The sequence below is a fragment of the Streptomyces sp. NPDC053541 genome (assembly GCF_044544705.1).
Lineage (GTDB): Bacteria > Actinomycetota > Actinomycetes > Streptomycetales > Streptomycetaceae > Streptomyces.
This window is the reverse complement of sequence record NZ_JBITXM010000003.1, coordinates 130038-152147: the sequence shown is the minus strand read 5'-3', so window position 1 is coordinate 152147 and position 22110 is coordinate 130038. Positions and strand designations below refer to the sequence as shown.

Sequence of the window (22110 nt, the reverse complement as noted above, 5' to 3'; positions counted from 1 at the left end):
CCGATGGGGATCACGCGCCTCCGGATCATGTCTCAGTTGTGCCCGAACTTCCGTTCCTTGCGGTGTGCGGGGACGTCCATGACCGGGCGGGGGCCCTCGGAAGCCGGTGAGCGCGGGCTCTCCTTGGCCGAGACGGCCGCGCGGTGTTCGTGGCCGCCGGTACGGGCGCCCTTGTTGACCCGGGTCTGTTTCTTGCCCACGTTCGTGCCTCCCGACTCGGCTGGCGTTCCGGGGGCGGACGCCTCGGTGCGCACCGGGATTCCGCCGGCCGGATCTCGTTCCAGACTCGCACGGGGGCACGGAAGGCGCATGTCAGACGGCGGGTGCCGGCTGGAGCACCCGGCGGAAGGCGGCCAGGGTGGCCCGCTCGCGGGTGCGGTCGAGGATGCCGAAGACGATCTCGTCGAAGTGGCGGGCGAACCGCCCGTCGCCGGTGAGCAGCGCCCGGAAGGCGCCCGCGACCTCGGCGGGGTCGTTCCCGAAGACCCCGCAGCCCCAGGCGCCGAGCACGAGCCGGCGGTAGCCGTGCGCGACGGCGGTCTCCAGGACGCGCTCGGCCCGGGAGGCGAGGGCGGCGGGGACGCGGGGGCCCAGTGCGGGGGTGCGGCGGCGGATGACTCCCGCGTTGGGGGCGGGTGAGGTGAGGAAGCCGACCGTGAAGGGCTCGTCGAGGAGCCGGCCCCGGTCGTCGCGGAAGACGGGCACGCCGGGTGAGTGGATGACCCGGTCGGTGTAGAAGGGGTCGCGCTCCGCGCGGTGGTGCTCGTAGAAGGCGGGCGCGCGCAGCAGCGTGGCGTACAGGGCGGAGGACCGGCACAGGGCCTCTTCCTGGGCCTGGGCTCCGTTGAGGTAGCCGCCGCCGGGGTTGCGGGCGGAGGCGAAGTTGAGGACGGCGACGGGGGTGCCGGGGTCCTCCCGGAGCATCCGGCGGGCGGCGGCGAGGCTGCTCTCGCCGGTGACGGAGAGGGTGGTCGTGCGGTCGGTGGCGGGGGTGGCGGGGACGGGTTCCGGCCCGTGCAGCCGGGTGCCGTCCAGGGCCGCGGCCAGGTGCTCCGCCAGGGGGACGGTTCGGCCGTCCGGGGCGGTGTAGTGGCCGGCCGCGAGGATGTCCTCGTTCTCGCGGGCGAGGGCCCGCAGGCGTGCGCTCATGCGCCGAAAGCATGATCGACGGGTCTCGTGGGCGGCAACGGATTTTGCGCCGGGGGCACGGGTGGGGCGCCGGAGGCGCCCTTGCACGCCCGTGCCGGGTGGCTTTAGGTGGAAGCAGCGTTTTCCCAGGAGGTGGAGCGATGACGACGCCGTCGTCGAGCGGCATACCCCGGGGCGGTCCTGCTCTGACCGTGGAGGAGGCCGAGGACCTGCTGCGATGTATCTGTTTCAAGACGGGGCCGCCGCGTACGGTCGGGGCGGAGCTGGAATGGCTCGTCCACGACCTGGGTGACCCCCGTCGCCCCGTCCCGCCGGGCCGGCTGGCCGCGGCGATCGACACCGTACGGGCCCTGCCGCTGGTGGCGGCCCTCACCTTCGAACCCGGTGGGCAGCTGGAGCTCAGCTCGCCGCCCGCCGCCTCCCTGATGGAGTGCCTGGACTCGCTCGCCGCGGACCTGCGGGCGGTGCGGGAGGCGCTCGCCCCGATCGGACTCGCGCTCGGCGGCTACGGGGTGGACCCGTGGCACGCCCCGCGCGCGCGGGTGCTGCGCGAGCCGCGGTACGACGCCATGGAACTCGCGCTCGGCCGGAACGGTCCGGCCGGACGGGCCATGATGTGCGAGTCGGCGTCGGTGCAGGTCTGTCTGGACGCCGGTCTCGACGACGACGGGCCGCTGGGCTATCGCGGCCGCTGGCGGCTCGCCCATCTGCTGGGCGCGGTGCTGGTGGCGGCGTTCGCCAACTCGCCCGTGCACGGCGGGCGCCGGACGGGCTGGCGGTCGACCCGGCAGGCACTGTGGACCGACCTGGACCCGAGCCGGGCGCTCGCCCCGCCGCCGGACGGCGAGCCGCGCGCCGAGTGGGCGGCGCACGTCCTGGACACCCCGGTGATGTGCGTGCGCACCCCGAGCGGCCCGTGGGCGGTGCCGGAGGCGCTGACCTTCCGGGAGTGGCTGCGCTCGGGCCTGCCGCGCCGTCCGGACGCGGACGACCTGCGCTATCACCTGACCACGCTGTTCCCGCCGGTCCGGCCGCGCGGGCACCTGGAGCTGCGGATGATCGACGCACAGCCCGGACCCGACGGGTGGATGGTGCCGCTCGCCGTCACCACCGCCCTCTTCGAGGACCCACAGGCCGCCCTCGCCGCCCACGGGGCCGTCGAGCCGCTCGCGGAGCTCGCCGCGGACGGCCCCCCGCCGCGCAACACGCTGTGGCGGACCGCCGCCCGGGACGGGCTGACGCACGCGCCCCTGCACAAGGCGGCCCTGACCGCGTTCGAGGCGGCGCTCGACGCGCTGCCTCGGCGGGGCGCGACCCCGGGGGTGGTGGGCGCGGTGGCGGCGTTCCACGAACGGTACGTGGTGCCGGGCGGCTGCCCGGCCGACGAGCAGCTGGAGGTGGCGTGATGGGCGCGCCGGCCGAGCAGGACCTGAAGCGGCGGACGGCGGTGGCGCTGACCCGGGCCCGCGAGCGCACCGCGCTGCTCACCTCCTGCGTGGACGACTCCGAACTGACCGCCCAGCACTCGCCGTTGATGTCGCCCCTGGTGTGGGACCTGGCGCACATCGGCAACCAGGAGGAGCAGTGGCTGTGGCGGGCGGTGGCCGGCCGGGAGGCGCTGCGACCCGAGATCGACTCGATGTACGACGCCTTCGAGCACCCCCGGGCCACCCGGCCGTCGCTGCCGCTGCTGGCCCCGGCCGAGGCCCGGGCGTACGCGGCGGACGTACGGGACCGGATCCTGCACGTCCTCGACGACACCCGCCTGGAGGGGCGCCCGCTGGTCGACGCGGCCTTCGCCTTCGGGATGATCGCCCAGCACGAACAGCAGCACGACGAGACGATGCTGATCACCCATCAGCTGCGCAAGGGGCCCGCGGCTCTGACCGCCCCTCCCCCGCCGGCGCCCGCCGGCGGACCGGAGCTTCCGGACGAAGTCCTGGTGCCCGGCGGCCCGTTCACCATGGGCACCTCCGACGAGCCGTGGGCCCTGGACAACGAACGACCCGCGCACACCCGGATCGTGCCGTCCTTCCACATCGACACCGTGCCCGTCACCAACGGCGCCTATCTGGCCTTCATGGCCGACGGCGGCTACCGGGACGCCCGCTGGTGGCGGCCCGAGGGCTGGGAGCAGATCCGCCGGCACGCCATCGAGGCGCCGCTGTTCTGGCGCCGGGAGGGCGGCCAGTGGCTGCGCCGCCGCTTCGGGGTGACCGCCCCGGTCGCCGAGGACGAGCCGGTGCTGCACGTCAGCTGGTACGAGGCCGACGCCTACGCGCGCTGGGCCGGACGCCGGCTGCCCACCGAGGCCGAGTGGGAGAAGGCCGCCCGCCACGACCCGGCGACCGGCCGGTCCCGCCGCTACCCGTGGGGCGACGCCGACCCCGGACCCGGGCACGCCAATCTGGGGCAGCGGCACCTGGGCCCCGCGGCCGCCGGGAGCTATCCGGAGGGCGCCTCGCCGCTCGGGGTGCGGCAGCTGATCGGCGACGTGTGGGAGTGGACGGCGAGCGACTTCCTGCCGTACCCGGGCTTCACGGCCTTCCCGTACAAGGAGTACTCGGAGGTCTTCTTCGGGCCCGAGCACAAGGTGCTGCGCGGCGGCTCGTTCGCCGTGGACCCGGTGGCCTGCCGGGGCACCTTCCGCAACTGGGACCTGCCGGTGCGCCGGCAGATCTTCGCCGGCTTCCGCACCGCCCGCGACGCGGAGCCCGCCTGATGTGCCGTCACCTGGCCTACGTCGGGGAGCCGGTGGCCCTCGGCGAGCTGCTGCTCCGGCCGCCGCACTCCCTGCATCACCAGTCCTGGGCGCCGCGCACCCAGGCCAGCGGGGTGGTCAACGCGGACGGCTTCGGGGTCGGCTGGTACGCGGACGGCGACCCGGTGCCGGCCCGCTACCGGCGGGCGGCGCCGATCTGGGGCGATCCCGGCTTCGCCGACCTCGCCCGGGTGGTGCGCACCCGGGCGCTGCTCGCCGCGGTGCGCGGCGCGACCGTGCCCGGCGCGGACGGGGAGGCCGCGGCGGCGCCGTTCGCGGACGGGCACTGGCTGTTCAGCCACAACGGAGCGGTGCCGGGCTGGCCCGGTTCGCTGCTGCCGGTCGCGGCGACCCTGCCCGCGGCCGCGCTCCTCGACCTCGCGGCACGCACCGACTCGGCGCTGGTGTGGGCGCTCGCCCTGCACCGGCTGCGCACCGGGGCCGCGCCCGGCGCCGCGCTGGCCGCGACGGTGCGGGAGGTGGCCGCGGCGGCGCCGGACGCCCGGCTCAACCTGCTGCTCACCGACGGCAGGGCCGTCGCGGCCACCACGTGGGGGGATTCGCTCTGGTACCTGACCGGTCCCGGCCGGACGGTCGTGGCCTCCGAACCGTACGACACCGATCCGGGCTGGACACGGGTGCCGGACCGCACGGTCCTCACCACCGGTCCCGCCGGGGTCGTCCTCTCCCCCATCGAGGAGCCCTCCCCGTGAGCCCCTTCCAGCTGACCCGCACCCTCCCCGAGGACGCCATGGACGCCGCGCTGCGCGCGGACGTGCTGCACGGCCTGACCCGTACGCCCAAGGAGCTGCCGCCGAAGTGGTTCTACGACGCGCGCGGCAGCGAGCTGTTCGAGGAGATCACCCGGCTGCCCGAGTACTACCCGACGCGGGCCGAGCGGGAGGTGCTGATCGCCCGCGCCCCGGAGATCGCGGCGGCCACCGGGGCCCGCACCCTGGTGGAGCTGGGCTCGGGCTCCTCGGAGAAGACCCGGCACCTGCTCGACGCGCTGCTGCCCGGCCTGGAGGCCTATGTGCCCGTGGACGTCAGCGAGTCGGCGCTGAAGGGTGCGGGCGAGGCCCTGCTCGCCGAGCGGCCGGCGCTGCGGGTGCACGCCCTGGTCGCCGACTTCACACAGGGCATCGTGCTGCCGCCGACCACCGGGCCGCGTCTGGTGGCCTTCCTCGGCGGCACCATCGGCAATCTGCTCCCGGACGAGCGGCGCGCGTTCCTGCGGGCGGTGCGCGGGGCGCTGGTGCCGGGTGACGCGCTGCTGCTCGGCACGGACCTGGTGAAGGACGAGGCGACGCTGGTCGCGGCCTACGACGACGCGGCCGGGGTGACGGCGGCCTTCAACAAGAACGTACTCGCGGTGGTGGACCGGGAGCTGGGCGCCGACGCCGATCCGGCCGACTTCGCGCACGTGGCGCTGTGGGACCCGGAGCGCGAGTGGATCGAGATGCGGCTGCGGGCCCGGCACGCGCTCTCGGTGAAGATCCGGGACCTGGACCTGGTGGTGCCCTTCGCGGCCGGTGAGGAGCTGCGGACGGAGGTGTCGGCGAAGTTCCGTCAGGAGGGGGTACGGGCGGAGCTGACGGCCGCCGGGTTCGCGCCGTCCCACTGGTGGACGGACGAGCAGGGGCGGTTCGCGCTCTCGCTGGCCACGGTGGTCTGAGCGGGCAGCGGCACGGGCGAGGGGGCGGGCGTGCGGCCGGGCGGGTCGAGGGCGACGGCCGCCTCGGCGGCGCGGGCCAGGACGCGGCGGGCCTCGCGGCCGGCCGGGCCCGGTGCGGGGGCGCTTGGGGCTCGGTTCGCCTCCGGGCGCTCTGAGCCGGGCTCACGACCCCCACCGTGCCCGCCCCCTCGTTCCTCGAGGGCTGCGCGCGGGGGTCGTCCCCCTGGCGCGCCCTTCGGCTCACTCGCCGGCGCCGGCGGTGCCAGCGGGTCCAGGAGGCGCAGTTCGGCGACGAGGCCGGGGGTGCCGGCGATCCGCCACAGGGAGGCGCCGAGCGAGTCCTCGCCGACGTATCCGGCGGCACCGACGGGGGTGTAGTGCAGGCGGACCGGCTGGACCGGGACGCCGGCGTCGACGGCGGCCTGGAAGGCGGCGGCGCGGAAGGGGCCGCGGGCCCGGCCGCACCAGGTGGAGCCCTCCGGGAAGACCACCACCCGGCCGCCGGCCGCGAGCGCGCCGGTCATCGCGGCGACCGTGCCGGGCAGGCTCCGCAGCCGGTCCCGGTCGATGAACACGGTGCCGCCGAGCGCGGCGAGCGGGCCGAGCACGGGCCAGCCGCGCACCTCGCGCTTGGCCAGCATCCGGCCCGGCAGCACGGCCGCGACCAACGGGACGTCCAGCCACGAGATGTGGTTGGCGACCACCAGCAGCGGGCCGGCGGCGGGCACGGGCCGGCCGGTGACCCGGATCCGTACCCCGAAGGCCCGCAGCACCGCACGGCACCACAGCCGTACGAGGAGGAGCCGGCCGGCGGCGGGCAGCGGGGCCGCGAGCGGCGAGAGCAGCACCCCGAGGAGCACCGTGGCGAGACCGGTGGCAAGCCGGAACGCGCCCGCGAGGGCGCCGCCGCGCGGGGCGGCGGCACCGGGGTGGGCGGCGCACGGGTCCGGGGTGCACGGCGCCGTGGGCAGCCACGGCGACGCGGCCGGGGTGCTCACCGGCCGGGGGCGAGCGGGGCGGGGGCGAGCGAGAGGAAGTGCCGCAGGTAGCGCGGGTTGGTGTTGCGCAGCGACAGCAGCACGTAGAGGTCGGCGACGCCGAAGTCGGGGTCGTGGGCGGGGGCGCCGCACACCCAGGCGCCGAGCCTCAGGTAGCCGCGCAGCAGCGGCGGCAGGTCGGCGCGGCTGCCCGCGGCCGCGGCGGGCGGGACGGAGCTGTCGGGGGTCCACAGGCGGTGCGGGGTGACCCAGTACTCCTCGGGGGCGAGGTGCTTGGTCCTGACGGTGTCCCAGGTGGCGGCGGCGAGGGCGCCGCCGTCGGCGAGCGGGACGGAGCAGCAGCCGGCCAGCCAGTTGTGCCCGGTGCGGGTCATGTAGCGGGCGAGGCCGGCCCAGACGAGGGCGATGACGGCGCCGTTGCGGTGGGCGGGGTGGACGCAGGAGCGCCCGACCTCGACGAGGTCGTGGCGGACGGGGGCGAGCCGGGTGAGGTCGAATTCGCTCTCCGAGTAGAGCCGGCCCGCGACGGCGGCCCGCTCGGGCGGCAGCACCCGGTAGGTGCCGACGACCTCGCCGGTGTCCTCCCGGCGGACCAGCAGGTGGTCGCAGTAGGCGTCGAAGGCGTCGCTGTCCAGGCCGGGCTCGGGGCCGTCCAGGCGGGCGCCCATCTCGCCGGCGAAGACCAGGTGGCGCAGCCGCTGGGCGGCCCGGACGTCCTCCTGGTCCCGGGCCAGGCCCACCACGTAGCGGGGCTGCGGCTCGGACCCGGCCTGCGGCTGCCCGGGGACGGCGGCGAGCGGCGCGGCCAGGGGTTCGGCGACGGGCTGGGCGAGGGGTACGGCGGCCATGTCGGCTCCTCCGGCGGTGCGGACGGGGACGGTGGGAGCCGGGCCGTGCGAGCGGTGGCCCGGCCCCTCGTTTCTTCCGCGACCGACTGGATTCGACGTGACCGGACGGGTACCGGTTGGTGTGGAGGCGCTGAATGGTGGGCGGTCCCGCCCCCGGTGCCGTCCCGTCGTACGCGGGGAGGCGCGTGTGGGGAGGCGCGCCGCGGGGGGGCGCCGCGGGGAGGGGCGCCGCGGGGGCGCGCCGTGTCACTCGGCGAGGGTGTCGGTGATCTCCTCGGAGGCCTTCTTCGCGGCCCGGGCCGGGTCCTCACCGGTGAGCACGGCGGTCATGTAGGGCTTGATCGGGTTGTCGGCCTCGACGTCGGCCCACTGCGGGGAGTTGGGGGTGGCCCGGCCGCGCGCGGCGCCGGCGGCCATGGCGGCGGTGGCCTCCTGGCCGGCGACGAGGGAGGCGAGGGACTTCTTGTTGGGCACGTAGTTCATCGCGCGGGCGAGTTCGCCCTGCCACTTCTCGCCGGCCAGCGCCTTGACGACGTCGAGGGCGGCGGCGCGGTCGGGTGCGTTCTCCGGGATGATCAGGTCGGAGCCGCCGGTGAAGACGGCGCACGGCCGGCCGGCCTTCTTGCCCGGTATCGGGAAGAAGCCGAGCTTGTCCTTGAGCTCCGGATTGGCCTTGGTGATGGCCGCGATGGCGCTGGGGGCGGCGATCAGCTGGGCGACGTCGCCCTTGGCGAAGACGTCGGCCTGCGGCGGCGTCTGCTCGTCGGCGTTCCTGGGGCCCTCGCCGAGGGCCTGGAGGCGCTTGTAGAAGTTCATGCCGCGCAGCGCGGCCGGGCTGTCCAGGGCGCCGGCCCAGGAACCGCCCCGGTCGACGGCGAGGTCGCCGCCCTCCTCCCAGATGAATCCGGCGAGGGTGTACCAGTCCTGTCCGGCCAGGTAGATGCCCTGGGTGCCGCCGGTGTCGAGCGCGGCGGTGTCCCGGAGCCACTGGTCGCGGTCCTTGGGCGGCTTGATCCCGGCGGCGGCGAACAGGTCCTTGTTGTAGATGACGATGCGGTTGGCGGCGTACCAGGGGATGCCGTACTGCGCGCCGTCGATGCTGCCGGGCTCGGCGAGACCGGGCAGCCAGTCCTCGCTGCCGAGGTCGCGGACCGACTCCAGGGTGAGGTCGTAGAGCTTGTCGGTGTCGGCGTACTGCGCGACCTGTGTGTTGCCGACCTCGATGACGTCGGGCCCGCCGTCGCCGGTGATGGCCTCGGTGACCTTCTTGCCGATGCCGGTCCAGTCCTGGACGGTGACCTCCAGCTCGACGCCCTCGTGCTCGGCCTCGAAGGCCTCGGTGAAGCGCTGGAGGAAGTCGTCGCTGACGCTGTCGCGCATCAGCCAGAGGTTCACCGTGCGGCTGGTGCTGCCGCCGCCGGGGAGGAGTCCGCAGCCGGCGAGGGCGAGGGCGGACACGACTGCCAGCGGACAGACGAGACGGCGGTTCTTCACGTAGGTCACCTTCTGCGGTCCAGTGCGGGGCGCCTGGTGGGCGCCCCGGCATGGGGGCTGACCCGACGTGTGGGGGGACCTGACGGGAGGTTCGCGCGGGTATGTGGCCAGGATTCTGGTCTGGACCAAAGCGGATGGTCAAGTCCTGGACCATCGGCTTCCGCCGACCCCCCGGGGGGGCCGACGTGTCGCGGAGCGCCCCGGGCTGGGGCACGGTGGAGGGAACCCACCCCCGGGACATCGAGCGGCACCGAGAGGAGTCCGGCTCCCATGTCGAACCACACCTATCGCGTCACCGAGATCGTCGGCACGTCCACCGAGGGCGTCGACCAGGCCATCCGCAACGGCATCGAACGCGCCTCGCAGACCCTGCGGGGCCTGGACTGGTTCGAGGTCACCCAGGTCCGCGGCCACCTCGTCGACGGCGCGATCGAGCACTACCAGGTGGGCCTGAAGGTCGGCTTCCGCCTGGATGACGAGAGCTAGGCCGGCTTCTCCGGACCGGCTCCGGAGGTACGGGGAGGGGGAGGCCCTCGGGCCTCCCCCTCCGGTCCGTGCCTCGGGCCTCCCCCTCCGGTCCGTGCCTCAGGCCTCCCCCTCCGGTCCGTGCCTCAGGTCCGTCCCTCCTTCTCCTGCGCCTCCTTCAGCGCCTCGGACGGCACCGCCCAGCGGGCCCGGACCACGGTGAAGCCGGCCGCCTCGGCCGCGTCGCAGACCATCTCGTCGTCGTCGACGAGCATCCGCACCTCGCGGTCCCGGCCCAGCCTGCGCAGCACCTCCAGCTTGGTCTGCCGGGCGGGCCGGAAGTCGCGGTCGCGGCGCATGTGCACCGGCCCCTCGGGCAGGCCCTGCGCGGCCAGCCAGTCGAGGGTGTCCCGGCGGCAGCGCTCGGGGCGCCCCGTCAGATAGACCACGTCGCACTCGACGGCGCTCTCCCGGCACAGCGCGATCCCCTCCGGCAGCGGCGGGTCCTGGGGCGCGGCGGCGAAGAAGCCGGCCCAGTCGCGCGGCCGGCCCTCCAGGAAGTGCTGCCGGTGCGCCGTCGAGGCGAGCGTGTTGTCGAGGTCGAAGACGGCCACGGGCCGGTGCTGTCGCGTCACTCCCCCAGCGTAGGCCGTGCCTTCCGGATCCTCCCGGGCGCGGCGCGGACGCCTGGTCACGCCCCGTCGGCCCGCCTGTCAGCGACTTGTGGGCCCGTTGTCAGAACGTCCCTGGACGATCGGTGTCCGAACCAGGGAGGTTCTCATGTCACTCGCGATCCAGGCAGAAGGCCTGGTGAAACGGTACGGATCGCACACCGCGCTCGACGGGGTCGACCTCTCCGTGCCCGCCGGGACGATCCTCGGCGTCCTCGGACCCAACGGGGCCGGAAAGACGACCACCGTACGCATCCTCTCCACCCTGCTGCGGCCCGACGCCGGCCGGGCCACCGTCGCCGGATACGACGTGCTGCGCCAGCCGGTCGCGGTGCGCCGGCGGATCGGGCTGACCGGGCAGTACGCCTCGGTGGACGAGGAGTTGACGGGCTTCGAGAACCTGGTCCTGGTCGGCCGACTGCTGGAGATGCCGAAGGCGGACGCGCGGGCGCGCGCGACGGAGCTGCTCGCACGCTTCTCCCTGACCGAGGCCGGCGGGCGCCCGGTCAAGACCTACTCGGGCGGCATGCGCCGGCGGGTCGACCTCGCCGCGAGCCTGGTGGGCCGGCCCGAGGTGCTCTACCTGGACGAGCCCACCACGGGCCTCGACCCGCGCAGCCGCAACGAGGTGTGGGAGGTCGTCAGGGGGCTGGCGGAGGACGGCGTGTCCGTGCTCCTGACCACCCAGTACCTGGAGGAGGCGGACCGCCTCGCCGACCGGATCACCGTGATCGACCAGGGCCGGGTGGTCGCCGACGGGCGAGCCGACGAGCTCAAGAAGCGCACCGGCGGCCAGACCCTCCAGGTGCGGCCCGCCGATCCGCGGGACGTTCCCGAAGTCGTCCGCATCCTCGGTCTGTTGACGGAGAACACGCCATCCGCCGACGGTGACACCGGCCTGATCACCACCCTGGCCGACGACACCGTGATGCTGTCCGCGCTGGTGCGGCGGCTGGACGAGGCCGGCATCGCGGTGGACGAGCTCGCGCTGCGGCTGCCCAGCCTCGACGATGTCTTCCTCTCCCTCACCGGCCGGCCCGCCGCCCCGGGCGACGACGCGGACGCCGGCACCCCCACCACCGAACGGAGCGCGGCATGAGCGCCGTCCTCGAACAGGCCGCCGCCGTCCGCGTGGGACCGGTGCGCGGACTCGGCCACGGACTGACCCTGGCCGCCCGGAACATCCGCTCCGTGCTGCGCTCCCCCGCCACGCTGGTGGACACGATCATCCAACCGGTGCTCTTCCTGGTCGTGTTCGCGCTGCTGTTCGGCGGCGAGATCGCCGGCGACTGGCAGAGCTACCTCCAGCCGCTGGTGCCCGGACTGATGGTGCAGATCGTCCTGTACGCCAGCGTCGGCACCGGGCTCGCCCTCAACACCGATGTGGTCAAGGGGGTGTTCGACCGCTTCCGCAGTCTGCCGATCGCGCGCTCCGCCCCGCTGGTCGGCGCCGTCCTCGGCGACGTGGTGCGCTACGCCCTCGCCCTGGTCGTGCTGCTCGCACTGGCCTTCGCGATGGGGTTCCGGGTGCGGACCGGCCCGGTCGAGGTGCTGCTGGCCCTGCTCCTTTCGATCGGTTTCGGCCTTACTTTGTGCTGGCTCTCCGTGCTCATCGGCATGGTCGCGCAGAGCCCGCAGGCCGTTCCGGGCATCACGATGGCGCTGGTGCTGCCGCTGACCTTCGGCAGCAACATCTTCGCCTCGCCCGAGAGCATGCCGGGCTGGCTGCAGTGGTGGGTCGGGGTCAACCCGGTCAGCCACTTCGTGGACGCGACCCGGGCGCTCATGCTGGGCGGGGACGCCTCGGGTCCGGTGGTGGCCAGTTTGGTCTGGATGGGCGTGCTGCTCGCCGTACTGTTCCCCGCAGCCGTACGTACCTACGCCCGCCGCACGAGATGAGCTTCACCCGGGCGAGCGCGTCAGTCATCCGGCGCCGGGCAGGAGGACCTGCGTGCTGACCATGCACTTCACTCACGAGGACATCGCCAGAACCCACATGTCGCCCGGGGCCCGTCCGGGGGCCGAGGCGCTGTTCGCGCTCGGTCACCTGGAGCGCTCCGCGCGCCAGAACCGGGGCGTGGGCCGCTGGGTCTCGCACGCCCGCGCCTGGGTGGCGGCCCGCCCCTCGCGCCACCCCGGGCTCCAGCAGGCCCTGCGCCTGCGGGACGAGCTCCTGCCGGCGCTGCTCGCGGAGCGCGCGCCGGAACGGGACCCCGCGGCCCCGGAGGAGGTGCGGCGGGCGCTGGCGGCACTCGCCGAGTTCCAGAAGGCCTGTGTCACCCCGTACACGGCGAGCATCCGCGAACTGCTCGACGAGACCCGGCACTGCTACTCGGACATGGTCGCCCGGCTGGGTCTGGCGGTGACCCTGGAGCGGCTCCAGTACAACGCCAAGTGGGAGTCCGACCGGCTCACCGTCGACGACGGCACGGACCGCGAGGTCTTCCTCGACGGGCAGGGCCTGGAGCTGGTGCCCTCGGTGTTCCTCAGCGGCGTCCCGCGGCTGTACGCCTGGCGCCGTGGCGCGGCCGGCCGCACCGCGACCGAGCGGGCCGCCGGACGGCCCGTGTACGTCATGGTCTTCCCGGTGTGTCCGCACGGACTGGCCGCCACCGCGCTGGTGAAGGACAACCAGCGGCCGGTCAAGCCGCTGCCGCAGCTGCTCGGGCGGACCCGGGCCGCGGTGCTCGAACGGCTCACCCGGCCGCAGTCGACCAGCGAGCTGAGCACCGCGCTGCGGATCTCGGCCACCACGGCCAGCGAGCACACCTCGGTGCTGCGCAGCTCCGGCCTGGTCAGCACGACCCGGCACGGCGGCAGCGTGCGCCACGAGGTGACCGCGCTCGGCACCCTGATCCTCAACTCGCCCACGGAGCCGGCGCGGACCTGGTGCGGGGACTGCGCGGAGCGGCGTACGGAAGAAGACCGGTCGAAGGGGCTGGTCGCGTGACATGATGATCGCCGGGGTTCGAAGGCCGTTCCTGGAGACTGGCGACCGTGCGATTACTGCTGCTGGGACCGCTCGAACTGCGTGCCCGTGACGGCCGGGTGCTGCCGCCGGCCGGCCGCCGGGTGGGGCTGCTCATCGCCCGCCTCGCCCTGCAGCCCGCCGAGCTCGTCCCGACCGGCACCCTCGTCGCCGACCTGTGGGAGGACGAGCCGCCGGCCGCCGGCGGCACCAACGCCCTGCACCGGCTGGTCTCCCGGGCCCGCCGGGCGCTCGGCGAGACCGGCGACCAGGACCTGAGGCTGCACTCCGGGCCCGGCGGCTACCGCCTCTCCGTCGGGCCCGCCGACGTGGACGCCCACCGCTTCGAGCGGCTCGCCGCGGAAGGGCGCCGGCTGCTGCGCGCGGGTGACCCCGAGCGCGGCGCGCCCCTGTTGCGCGAGGCGCTGGCGCTCTGGCGCGGGGCTCCGCTGCCCGAGTTCGCCCGCGTCGGCTTCGCCTCCCGCGCCGCCGCGCGCTTCGAGGAGCTGCGCCTGGCCGCCGTCGAGGACCACGCCGAGGCCCGCTTCGCCCTCGGCCAGGCGTCCGAACTCCTGGCCGAGCTGCGTGAGCTGACGGTCGCTCATCCGTTACGGGAGCGGGCCGCCGGCCTGCTGATGCGCGCCCTGCACGCCGCGGGCAGCCCCGCCGAGGCGCTCGCCGCCTACGAGCGGCTGCGGGCCGCGCTCGCCGAGGAGCTCGGCGCCGTGCCGTCCGCCGAGCTGCGCCGGATCCACGCCGACGTGCTGACCGACGGCGAGCGGCGGGGCGGTCGGGGTGCCGCGGTACCGGGCCGGACCGCGGATCGGCCCGTGGGCCCGGGCGGAATCGGCGACGGCCCGGGAACGCGCCGGCCCGCCGGGGCCGTCCCTGAGTTCGCCGGGAGCCGGGCGCGGGAACGGGCCGCCGAGTCGCCGGCCCGTGCGGGACTGCCCAGCCCGCTCACCCGCTTCGTCGGCCGGGATGCCGAACTGCGGCGGGTGGCCGCGTCCCTGCGCGACGCGCGGCTGGTCACGCTGTACGGGCCGGGCGGCGTCGGCAAGACGCGTCTGGCCACCGAGTTCGCTTCTCGGGCCGACGCGGAGACGGCGGATCCGGTGTGTCTGGTCGAGCTCGGCGGGCTCATGGACGGCGCGGGCCTGGCCGACGCCGTCGCCCGCGCCCTCGGACTCCCCGGCACCCCGCTCCTGGAGCAACCCCAGGCCGGCCGCAGCCGGTTCGACCGGCTCACCGGCTTCCTGGCGCCCCGGCGCGCCCTGCTGGTCCTGGACAACTGCGAGCACCTGATCGCCGAGGTGGCCCGGTTCGCGGCCGATCTGCTGGCCGCCTGCCCCCGGCTCCTGCTGCTCGCCACCAGCCGCGAGCCGCTGATGATCAACGGTGAGGCGCTGTGCCGGGTCGGGCCGCTGCACCTGCCGCCCTCCGAGGCCGAGGCCGAACGCTCCACCGCGGTCCAGCTGTTCTGCGACCGGGCCGCCCTGGTGAGCCCCGGCTTCGCCCTCACGCCCGAGAACACGGCCCAGGTGGTGGAGATCTGCCGCAAGCTCGACGGACTCCCTCTCGCCATCGAACTCGCCGCCGCCCGGCTGCGTTCCATGTCGGTCCGGCAGATCACCGAACGGCTCGACGACCGCTTCCGGCTGCTCACCGTGGGCAACCGCGGCTCCGCCGCCCGGCACCGCACCCTGCGCGCCACCATGGACTGGAGCTGGGAGCTGCTCACCGGGCCCGAGCGGCGGCTGGCCCGGCGGCTCGCCGCGGCCGGCGGCTCCTTCACCCAGGACACGGCCGTCGCCGTGGCGACGGGCGCGGGCGCGGGCCCCGGCGGCGGACCGGACGAGGGCCTGGGCGAGGGTCTGGCCGAGGGCTCGGGCGAGGGCTCGGGCGAGGACGACGTGCCGTACGTGCTGGCCTCGCTGGTCGACAAGTCCCTGCTCCACCTGTGGGAGGGCGAGGACGGCGAGACCCGCTACCGCATGCACGAGTCCACCCGGGCCTACTGCGCGGAGCGCCTGACGGAGGCCGGCGAGCGGGAGGCCGCCGAGGCCGCCTGCACCCGCCACTTCCTCGCCCTCGCGGAACGCGCCGCGGTGGAGCTGCGCGGCGCCGGGCAGCCGCGCTGGATCGCCCGGCTCGACGCCGACCACGACACCCTGCTGCTCGCGCTGCGCCGGGCGGTCGGCGGCGCGGACGTCGACACGGCGGTCCGGCTCGGCCTCGCGCTGTCCTGGTACTGGGTCATGCGCGGCCACTACCGGGAGGCGAACACCTGGTGCGCGGAGCTGCTGCGGTTCGGCGCACGCGTACCGGAGACGGCCGCGGCCCTGTTCACCGTCCTGCGGCTGCTGCTGCCCCCACCGACGGCTTCCGGGGGCGAGGCCGCGGACCGGGGCCGGGTCGCCGAGGCGGCCCGGCGCGCCCGGGACAGCGCGGCCATGCGGGAGCATCCGCTGCTCGCCCTGCTGGAGCCGAAGTGCTGGCTGATGGCGGGCGAGCACGCGGAGATGGAGCGCAGCGCCCTGCGGGCCTGTGCCCATCCGGACCCGTGGGCGCGGGCCTGCGGCCGGGCCGCCCTCGGCTTCGCGGCGGAGACGACGGGCGACGGCGGCGCGGGCGAACGGCACGTGCGGGCGGCCCTGTCGTCCTTCCGTGCGCTCGGCGACCGCTGGTCGACCGGCCAGCTCACCGGCATGCTGTCCCGGTTCACCTCGATGCGCGGCGACACCGTCGGCACCCTGGCCCTGCTGCACGAGGCGCGGACCGCGATCGAGGCGGTCGGCTCGGCGGACGACGTCGCCCAGATCGGGATCCGGCTGGGCATCGAGCAGCTGCGCTCCGGGGAACCCGACGCGGCCGAGGTGAGCTTCCGTCAGGCGGTGCGCGGGCCGCGGCGCACGATGCCCGAGTACGAGGTGCTGGTCGCCGTGGGCCTGGCCGAGATCGCCACCCGGCGGCGTCAGCCGGCGATCGCGGCCGAGCGGCTCGACCGGGCGGTCCGGCTGCTCGACGACGCCGTCTTCGACCGGGAGTTCCTGCGCATCGAGGTGCTGCGGCGCACCGTGGGCCTGGAGCTGTCGCTGGGCGCGGAGGGCCTCGCGGCGGCCCGGGAGGCGGCGGCGGAGGCGCTGCGGCTCGCGGTGCCGCTCAACGACATGTGGGTCCTCGCGACGATCGCGGAGCTGCTGGCGTCGGTGGCCCTGCACGCGGACCGGCCGGCCCGCTCGGCGTACCTGCTGGGCACGGCGGCGGCGTTGCGCGGGCTCGCCGACCTGGGCAGCCCGGAGGTGCGGGCGCTGGGCGCGGAGCTGACCGCACGGCTGGGCGCGGCGGAGTTCCGCCGCCGGTGCGCGGCGGGCGAGCGGCTGGACCGGGACGCGGCCGTACGGGCGCTGCTCGCCGAGGAGGAGGGCGAGGACGCGGAAGGGCCGGACGTGGCTGGCTCACAGCGGAGTTGAGGTGTCGTCAGCGGTTGAGGAAGGCGAGGACGGCGAGGACCCTGCGGTGGCCGGTGCCCGAGGCGGGCAGGCCGAGTTTGGTGAAGATGTTCTTGATGTGCTTGCTGACGGCGGGCACCGAGAGCCCGAGCAGGTCGCAGATGCGTCCGTTGTCGTGGCCTTCCGCCATGAGGCCGAGGACCTCGCGCTCGCGCGGGGTGAGCTGGTCGAGCGGGTCGTGGCCGCGGCGGCGGCCGAGGAGCTGGGAGATCACCTCGGGGTCCATGACGGTGCCGCCCCGGTGGACCCGGTGGACGGCGGCGGTGAACTCGGCGACGTTGCCGACCCGGTCCTTGAGGAGGTAGCCGATGCCGCTGGCGTCGTCGCCGAGGAGTTCGGCCGCGTAGTTCTCCTCGACGTGGGCGGAGAGGACGAGCACCGGGAATCCGGGGCGCTCCCGGCGCAGTTCGGCCGCGGCCCGCAGGCCCTCGTCGCGGTAGGTGGGCGGGAGGCGGACGTCGAGCACGACCACGTCGGGGGTGAGGCTCTCGACGAGCGCCGGCAGGTCGTCGGCCCGGTCGACCGCGCCGGCCACGGTGAACCCCTCGGTGGCGAGAAGCAGTTCGAGTCCGGCCCGGAGCAGGGCGTCGTCCTCGACGATCAGCACGCGCATGGCAGTTCCACCCGGATGGTCGTGGGCCCGCCCGGCGGGCTGGACACCTCGGTCGTTCCGTCGAAGGCCGCGACCCGGCCCCTGATGCCGGCGAGTCCGCTGCCGCGGGACTCGTCGGCGCCGCCCCGGCCGTCGTCGGTCACGGTGACGTACAGGGTCTGCCCCTCGGTGCCGAGTCCCACCCGGACGGCGGTCGCCCCGCTGTGCTTGACGGCGTTGGTGAGCGCCTCGGCGACGACATGGTACGCGGCGACCTCCAGGGCGGCGGGGGCGCGGGTGAGCTCGGCGACCTCCAGCTCGCAGGGCAGCGGGCAGCGCAGGACGAGGGCCGAGACGGCGCCGGCCAGGCCGCGGTCGGCGAGCACGGGCGGGTAGATGCTGCGGACGACGTTCCGCAGCTCGGTGAGGGCCTCCTCGGCGGCGGCCTGGGTCACCGAGATCAGCTCGCGGGCCTTGGCCGGGTCGCTCTCCATCAGGCGTTCGAGGATGCCGAGGTGCAGGCGGACGGCGACCAGTCGGTTCTGGGTGGAGTCGTGCAGGGCGCGTTCGATGCGGCGGAGTTCCGCCGCGTGGGCCTCCAGGGCCTCCGCGCGGGAGGTGGTGACCTCGGCGAGCCGGTGGGCGAGCCGGGCCCGGCCGCCGGGGGCGGGCCGGCCCGCGGTGATCCGGGCGTGCAGCAGGGCCGTCGGCGGGGCGAGGGAGAGGAGCAGGGCCAGGTGCGGGACGGCCGCCAGCGGGGTGAGGAGGGCGGTGGGCCAGTCGCGGACGTCGAAGAAGGCGGGGCTGAGCACGACGTGCGGCGGGAGCGCCCACCACCAGAGCGGGACGGTGAGGGCGACGGCGGCGCTGAGCGTCGGCACCAGGAGGAGGATCACCGCCGGGAGGCCGCCGAGCGCGCCGACGGCGGACCTGCCGAGTGCGTGCCGGAGCCGGGCGAGTTCCTCGCGCGGTTCGGGCTCCGGTTCCGCGGGCCGCGGAATGTCTCTTCGGGAGAAAACCCGGGCGGCCGCTTCCAGATCTTTGGCTCGTTTTCTTCCGACCAGGTCCAGGAATTCGGCCACGAATAACGAGCGCACTCCGGTGGCGGAGACGAGACCCGCGCAAATGAGGACGGGGATCGCGGCCCAGGAGGCCGCCGCGGAGCCTGCGGCACGAACCAGATAGCGCACCTCGGGAAGGGCTGCGTGCACTCGATTGCGCAGCTTGGCGCCGCTTTCCGGACCGGCAGGTATATCTGCGTATACCCCCTCGGGTGCACTCGGGTATCCGTTTTCCGGATTCCCGGCCTCGTGATAGCGTCCCGGCGACATTCTGAGCGGGGGTTCCTCTTGTCCGGTGGATCGATCAATGCCAGCTCACCCAGTGCGCCGGCTCTCGTTTTACGTGACGTAACCAAAAATTATGGCCGCGGCGGTAATGCGGTGCAAGCCCTTCGGGGTATTTCCGTAGAGCTTGCGCGCGGCAGCTTCACTGCGGTAATGGGGCCGTCGGGTTCCGGCAAGAGCACGTTCCTGCACTGTGCCGCCGGTCTCGACCGGCCGAGCGGCGGCGAGGTGTGGCTCGGTGGGGTGCCGCTGTCCGGAATGCGCGAGTCGGGGCTGACCCGGCTGCGGCGCGAGCGGATCGGCTTCGTCTTCCAGGCGTACAACCTGCTGCCCTCGCTCGACGTGCAGGACAACATCACCATGCCGCTGCGGCTGGGCGGTGTGGCGACCGACCGGGCCTGGCTGCGGGAGATCACCGAGCGGGTGGGTCTCACCGAGCGGTTGCGCCACCGCCCCTCCGAGCTCTCCGGCGGGCAGCAGCAGCGGGTGGCGATCGCCCGGGCCCTGATCAGCCGCCCCGACGTGGTCATGGCCGACGAGCCCACCGGCGCCCTCGACTCCCGGACCGGCCAGGAAGTCCTCGGCCTTTTCCGCGAGTTGGTGGACCAGCTCGGCCAGACGGTGCTGATGGTCACGCACGACCCGGTGGCCGCCTCGTACGCGCACAGCGTGCTCTTCCTCGCCGACGGCAGGCTCGTCGAGCGGATGGACTCCCCGCGGGCCGACCGCGTCGCCGAGCGCATGGCGCACCTCGGGGGCCGGTGACCGTGCTCGCCATCGCCTGGAAGACCCTGCGCGCCCGCAAGGCGGCGTTCCTCGGCTCCTTCGTGGCCCTGTTCTGCGGCACGGCGGTGCTCGCCGCCAGCGGCATCCTCGTCGAGTCGGGACTGCGGACCTCGGTGCCGCCCGAGCGCTACGCCGGCGCGGCCGTGATGGTCGGCGGCAACCAGACCCTGCGGGTGCCGGGCGGTGACTTCACCGTCCGCGAGACGCTGCCCGAGCGCGCCCGGCTGAAGCAGGACGCGGTCCGCGCGGTGGCGGGCGTGTCCGGGGTGCGGCGCGCCGTCGGCGACCACAGCTTCGCCGCGGCCCTGCCCGGCGCGGACGTCGCGCCGCTGTACGGGCACGGCTGGGACGCGGCCGTCCTCGGCCCGTTCCGGCTCGCGGAGGGCCGCGCGCCCGCCCCGGACGCCGAGGTGGTGCTCGACGCGGCGGCAGCCCGGGCCGCCGGCGTCACCGTCGGCGACCGGGTCCGGGTCGCCGTCGAGTCCGTGCCCGCCGACTACCGCGTCTCGGGCCTCGCCGCACCGGCCGACGGCGGCGAACTCCGCCGCCAGAGCGCGGTGTTCTTCGCCCCGGCCACCGCGGCCCGGCTCTCCGGTCACCCGGGCCTGTTCGACGCGGTCGGCGTGCTCGCCGCGGACGGCACCGACGCCGGGGAGCTGGCCCGCCGGATCGAGGCGGCGGTCCCCGGCACCGTGGCCCACACCGGGAACGCCCGCAGCGGGCTGGAGTTCCCCGACGTCGGCGCCGGCGGCGGGCTGCTGCTCCTCGTCGCGACCTCCTTCGGCGGCATGGCCGCCTTCGTCGCCATGTTCGTCGTCGCCGGCACCCTCGGGCTCTCCGTCCACCAGCGGCGCCGGGAGTTCGCGGTGCTGCGCGCCCTCGGCTCCACCCCGCGCCAGGTCTACCGGCTCGTGCTGTCCGAGGCCCTGCTGGTCGCCGTCGTCGCAGGCGTCCTGGGCTGCGTCCCCGGCCCGGCCGTCGCGGAGGTGCTGCGGGGCCTGTTCGCCGGGTTCGGCGCGATCCCGGACGACCTGCCGCTCGTCGTCGGGGCCGCGCCCATGGTGGCGGCGGTGCTGTTGACGGTGGCCACCGCCCTGGTGGCCGGGCTGATCGCCGCGTACCGTCCGGCGCGCATCAACCCGGTCGACGCGCTCGGCGAGGCCGCGGTGGAGCGCCACCGGCTGCCGGCCTGGCGGGTCCTGCTGGGTCTGTTCCTCCTGGGCATCGGGACCCTGTCGGCGCTGATGCCGCTGGTGGTGCGCAGCGAGTTCGGGGCCGCCGGGGCGGGCGGCGCGGCGCTGCTCGGCCTCGTCGGGCTCGCCCTGCTGGGCCCGCTGGTGACCCGCGCGATGGTCGCCGTCCTCGGGCTGCCGCTGCGGGCGAGCCGGGTCAGCGGCTTCCTCGCGGCCTCCAACAGCCGTACGGCGGCGCGGCGGATGAGCGCCGCGGTGATGCCGCTGGTGCTCGCGATCGGCTTCAGCGTGACCCTGGTCTACACCCAGACCACGCTGTCCGCGGTGGCCGGCCACCAGGTCGAGACGGGCCTGGACGCCGACTACGTGGTGGCCGGCGGCGCGGGCGGGCTCGCGCCGGAGGTGGTCGAGCGAGTGCGGGCCGTGCGGGACGTGGAGGTGGCCACCGAGGTGTCCGCGTCGAAGGCGTTCATGGCCGTGACGGTCTTCGAGGACACGGAGCTCGCCGGGTTCTCGCTGCGCGGCGTCACCCCGGGGAAGCTCGCGCGGAACGTCGACCTCGGGGTGGTGGACGGCGACATCGGCGCGCTGCGCGGCCGGGCGCTCGCCATGGAGGACTCCCAGGCGACCCTGCTCGGCGCCTCCGTCGGCGAGCAGGTGGAGGTGTACCTGGGCGACGGCAGCCGCACCCGCCTGAAGCTGGTGGCCACGTACGAACGCGGCATGGGGTTCGGCGAGATGACCGTGCCGCGGGAGGTGCTGGCCGGTCACACCACGGACCGGGCGCCCGGTCAGCTCCTGGTGCGGGTGCGCGACGGCGGGGACCGCGAGGCCGTCGGCCGGGCCCTGCGGGCGCTGACCGGCGCGTACCCGACGCTGGCGGTGAAGGACCGGGACGGCTTCTCGGCCGGCGCGCGGGAGGAGGCGGTGCTGGCCGCCTGGGTCAATCTCACCGGTCTGGCGCTGATCCTGCTCTACATCGCCATCGCCGTGGTGAACACCCTGGTCGCCGCGACCGCGGCCCGCTCGCGCGAGTTCGCGCTGATGCGTCTGATCGGCATGACCCGCCGTCAGGTCATCCGTACCCTGCGCTGGGAGTCGCTGCTGCTGTGCACGGTCGCGGTGCTGCTCGGCACCGCGATGACGGTGCTGCCGCTGGGGGCGCTGAGCGTCGGCTTCCTGGGCCGTCCGCTGCCCGCCGGCTCCCCGCTGATCTACGCGGCGGTGGTCGCCGCCGCGGTGGTCCTCGGCATGGCGGCGACGATGGTCCCGGTGCGCCTGGCCCTGCGGGCCCGGCCGGTGGAGGCGATCGGGGTCCGCGAGTAGCCGCGCGGGAGACGCGGGAAAGGGGTGGGGCCCCGGCCGATCCGGCCGGGGCCCCACCCCTCTTCGTGCAGGTCCTCCGGGTCCGGTCAGTCGCCCATCGCCTCGACGAGGCTCTTGGGCCGCATGTCCGTCCAGTGGGTGTTGACGTACGCGACGGCCTCGGCGCGGGAGGTCTCGGCGAGGACGGTCTCCCAGCCGGCCGGGACCTCGGCGAAGGCCGGCCACAGGGAGTGCTGGCCCTCGGCGTTGACCAGGACCAGGTAGGTGCCGTTCTCGTCCTCGAAGGGGTTGCTCATGGGGGCGTGTCCTCTCGTGTGTCGTGGTGT

At 75.2% G+C, this 22110-nt stretch carries 20 protein-coding genes; 11 read left to right on the top strand and 9 right to left on the bottom strand.

The window, feature by feature from the left end; genetic code table 11:
- Nucleotides 1-32: 32 nt before the first annotated feature.
- Both ACIGW2_RS07915 and ACIGW2_RS07910 read right to left on the bottom strand, forming a co-directional pair.
- Nucleotides 33-200, bottom strand: a complete 168-nt coding sequence (locus ACIGW2_RS07915; protein ID WP_356074075.1) for a hypothetical protein — start codon at nt 198-200, stop codon at nt 33-35.
- Between the two features lie 112 nt (nt 201-312).
- The gene (locus tag ACIGW2_RS07910; protein WP_391652198.1) at nt 313-1149 is read right to left on the bottom strand and encodes a TIGR02452 family protein; all 837 of its coding nucleotides are present in this window, start codon (nt 1147-1149) and stop codon (nt 313-315) included.
- A gap of 140 nt (nt 1150-1289) precedes the next feature.
- Here ACIGW2_RS07910 and egtA point away from each other — a divergent pair, with 140 nt between their 5' ends.
- Genes egtA through egtD form a run of 4 tightly spaced genes read left to right on the top strand, consistent with a single transcriptional unit; the run spans nt 1290 to nt 5585 of the window.
- The gene (gene egtA, locus ACIGW2_RS07905; protein WP_391652199.1) at nt 1290-2555 is read left to right on the top strand and encodes an ergothioneine biosynthesis glutamate--cysteine ligase EgtA; all 1266 of its coding nucleotides are present in this window, start codon (nt 1290-1292) and stop codon (nt 2553-2555) included.
- Nucleotides 2555-3871, top strand: coding sequence for an ergothioneine biosynthesis protein EgtB (egtB, locus tag ACIGW2_RS07900; protein ID WP_391652200.1), 1317 nt, complete (start codon nt 2555-2557; stop codon nt 3869-3871). Before egtA ends, egtB begins: the two co-directional genes overlap by 1 nt.
- Nucleotides 3871-4623, top strand: a complete 753-nt coding sequence (gene egtC, locus ACIGW2_RS07895) for an ergothioneine biosynthesis protein EgtC (protein ID WP_361576146.1) — start codon at nt 3871-3873, stop codon at nt 4621-4623. Before egtB ends, egtC begins: the two co-directional genes overlap by 1 nt.
- The gene (gene egtD / locus ACIGW2_RS07890) at nt 4620-5585 is read left to right on the top strand and encodes an L-histidine N(alpha)-methyltransferase (protein WP_361576143.1); all 966 of its coding nucleotides are present in this window, start codon (nt 4620-4622) and stop codon (nt 5583-5585) included. Before egtC ends, egtD begins: the two co-directional genes overlap by 4 nt.
- Here the strand turns inward: egtD and ACIGW2_RS07885 are convergent.
- The 3 genes from ACIGW2_RS07885 to ACIGW2_RS07875 form a co-directional block, all read right to left on the bottom strand.
- Nucleotides 5480-6583 (bottom strand): lysophospholipid acyltransferase family protein, encoded by a 1104-nt coding sequence (locus tag ACIGW2_RS07885; RefSeq protein WP_399841932.1) that lies wholly within the window; start codon nt 6581-6583, stop codon nt 5480-5482. The two genes, egtD and ACIGW2_RS07885, sit on opposite strands and share 106 nt — an antisense overlap.
- Nucleotides 6580-7431 carry a GNAT family N-acetyltransferase gene (locus tag ACIGW2_RS07880; protein ID WP_391652203.1) on the bottom strand — a complete coding sequence of 284 codons (852 nt, stop codon included), beginning with the start codon at nt 7429-7431 and terminating at the stop codon, nt 6580-6582. Before ACIGW2_RS07880 ends, ACIGW2_RS07885 begins: the two co-directional genes overlap by 4 nt.
- A gap of 246 nt (nt 7432-7677) precedes the next feature.
- Nucleotides 7678-8925 carry an extracellular solute-binding protein gene (locus ACIGW2_RS07875; RefSeq protein ID WP_391652204.1) on the bottom strand — a complete coding sequence of 416 codons (1248 nt, stop codon included), beginning with the start codon at nt 8923-8925 and terminating at the stop codon, nt 7678-7680.
- Nucleotides 8926-9195: 270 nt separating this feature from the next.
- On the opposite strand from ACIGW2_RS07875, the gene ACIGW2_RS07870 reads away from it, so the two are divergent.
- Nucleotides 9196-9411 carry a dodecin gene (locus ACIGW2_RS07870; protein WP_399841927.1) on the top strand — a complete coding sequence of 72 codons (216 nt, stop codon included), beginning with the start codon at nt 9196-9198 and terminating at the stop codon, nt 9409-9411.
- A 125-nt stretch (nt 9412-9536) separates the two neighbouring features.
- Here ACIGW2_RS07870 and ACIGW2_RS07865 read toward each other — a convergent pair whose 3' ends face one another.
- Nucleotides 9537-10025 carry a hypothetical protein gene (locus ACIGW2_RS07865; protein ID WP_391652205.1) on the bottom strand — a complete coding sequence of 163 codons (489 nt, stop codon included), beginning with the start codon at nt 10023-10025 and terminating at the stop codon, nt 9537-9539.
- Nucleotides 10026-10170: 145 nt separating this feature from the next.
- Here ACIGW2_RS07865 and ACIGW2_RS07860 point away from each other — a divergent pair, with 145 nt between their 5' ends.
- The 4 genes from ACIGW2_RS07860 (at nt 10171) to ACIGW2_RS07845 (ending at nt 16502) form a co-directional block, all read left to right on the top strand.
- The gene (locus ACIGW2_RS07860; protein ID WP_399841924.1) at nt 10171-11160 is read left to right on the top strand and encodes an ATP-binding cassette domain-containing protein; all 990 of its coding nucleotides are present in this window, start codon (nt 10171-10173) and stop codon (nt 11158-11160) included.
- The gene (locus ACIGW2_RS07855) at nt 11157-11960 is read left to right on the top strand and encodes an ABC transporter permease (RefSeq protein WP_392175751.1); all 804 of its coding nucleotides are present in this window, start codon (nt 11157-11159) and stop codon (nt 11958-11960) included. The genes ACIGW2_RS07860 and ACIGW2_RS07855 overlap by 4 nt, the downstream gene beginning before the upstream one ends.
- A 61-nt stretch (nt 11961-12021) precedes the next feature.
- Entirely contained in the window at nt 12022-13011 is a 990-nt protein-coding gene (locus ACIGW2_RS07850; RefSeq protein ID WP_391652468.1) for an ArsR/SmtB family transcription factor, read from the top strand.
- Nucleotides 13012-13058: 47 nt separating this feature from the next.
- Nucleotides 13059-16502: an AfsR/SARP family transcriptional regulator gene (locus ACIGW2_RS07845; protein WP_399841920.1), complete on the top strand. Its 3444-nt coding sequence runs from the start codon at nt 13059-13061 to the stop codon at nt 16500-16502.
- Nucleotides 16503-16509: 7 nt separating this feature from the next.
- Here ACIGW2_RS07845 and ACIGW2_RS07840 read toward each other — a convergent pair whose 3' ends face one another.
- Nucleotides 16510-17154 (bottom strand): response regulator transcription factor, encoded by a 645-nt coding sequence (locus tag ACIGW2_RS07840; protein WP_361576103.1) that lies wholly within the window; start codon nt 17152-17154, stop codon nt 16510-16512.
- On the bottom strand, nt 17142-18215 hold the full coding sequence (locus tag ACIGW2_RS07835; RefSeq protein WP_391652209.1) for a sensor histidine kinase: 1074 nt from the start codon (nt 18213-18215) through the stop codon (nt 17142-17144). Before ACIGW2_RS07835 ends, ACIGW2_RS07840 begins: the two co-directional genes overlap by 13 nt.
- Before the next feature lie 282 nt (nt 18216-18497).
- On the opposite strand from ACIGW2_RS07835, the gene ACIGW2_RS07830 reads away from it, so the two are divergent.
- Both ACIGW2_RS07830 and ACIGW2_RS07825 read left to right on the top strand, forming a co-directional pair.
- Nucleotides 18498-19244, top strand: a complete 747-nt coding sequence (locus ACIGW2_RS07830; RefSeq protein WP_391652469.1) for an ABC transporter ATP-binding protein — start codon at nt 18498-18500, stop codon at nt 19242-19244.
- Nucleotides 19241-21784 (top strand): ABC transporter permease, encoded by a 2544-nt coding sequence (locus tag ACIGW2_RS07825; RefSeq protein WP_399841916.1) that lies wholly within the window; start codon nt 19241-19243, stop codon nt 21782-21784. The genes ACIGW2_RS07830 and ACIGW2_RS07825 overlap by 4 nt, the downstream gene beginning before the upstream one ends.
- Nucleotides 21785-21870: 86 nt before the next feature.
- On the opposite strand, the gene ACIGW2_RS07820 is transcribed toward ACIGW2_RS07825, so the two are convergent.
- Entirely contained in the window at nt 21871-22080 is a 210-nt protein-coding gene (locus ACIGW2_RS07820; RefSeq protein WP_361576094.1) for an MbtH family protein, read from the bottom strand.
- Between the last annotated feature and the right edge of the window lie 30 nt (nt 22081-22110).

Bases quoted from the DNA above. Each gene is read 5' to 3' on its own strand.
- ACIGW2_RS07910 (WP_391652198.1), bottom strand. From the start codon at position 1,149: ATGAGCGCACGCCTGCGGGCCCTCGCCCGCGAGAACGAGGACATCCTC.
- egtA (WP_391652199.1), top strand. From the start codon at position 1,290: ATGACGACGCCGTCGTCGAGCGGCATACCCCGGGGCGGTCCTGCTCTG.
- egtB (WP_391652200.1), top strand. From the start codon at position 2,555: ATGGGCGCGCCGGCCGAGCAGGACCTGAAGCGGCGGACGGCGGTGGCG.
- egtC (WP_361576146.1), top strand. From the start codon at position 3,871: ATGTGCCGTCACCTGGCCTACGTCGGGGAGCCGGTGGCCCTCGGCGAG.
- ACIGW2_RS07880 (WP_391652203.1), bottom strand. From the start codon at position 7,431: ATGGCCGCCGTACCCCTCGCCCAGCCCGTCGCCGAACCCCTGGCCGCG.
- ACIGW2_RS07870 (WP_399841927.1), top strand. From the start codon at position 9,196: ATGTCGAACCACACCTATCGCGTCACCGAGATCGTCGGCACGTCCACC.
- ACIGW2_RS07860 (WP_399841924.1), top strand. From the start codon at position 10,171: ATGTCACTCGCGATCCAGGCAGAAGGCCTGGTGAAACGGTACGGATCG.
- ACIGW2_RS07855 (WP_392175751.1), top strand. From the start codon at position 11,157: ATGAGCGCCGTCCTCGAACAGGCCGCCGCCGTCCGCGTGGGACCGGTG.
- ACIGW2_RS07850 (WP_391652468.1), top strand. From the start codon at position 12,022: ATGCACTTCACTCACGAGGACATCGCCAGAACCCACATGTCGCCCGGG.
- ACIGW2_RS07840 (WP_361576103.1), bottom strand. From the start codon at position 17,154: ATGCGCGTGCTGATCGTCGAGGACGACGCCCTGCTCCGGGCCGGACTC.
- ACIGW2_RS07820 (WP_361576094.1), bottom strand. From the start codon at position 22,080: ATGAGCAACCCCTTCGAGGACGAGAACGGCACCTACCTGGTCCTGGTC.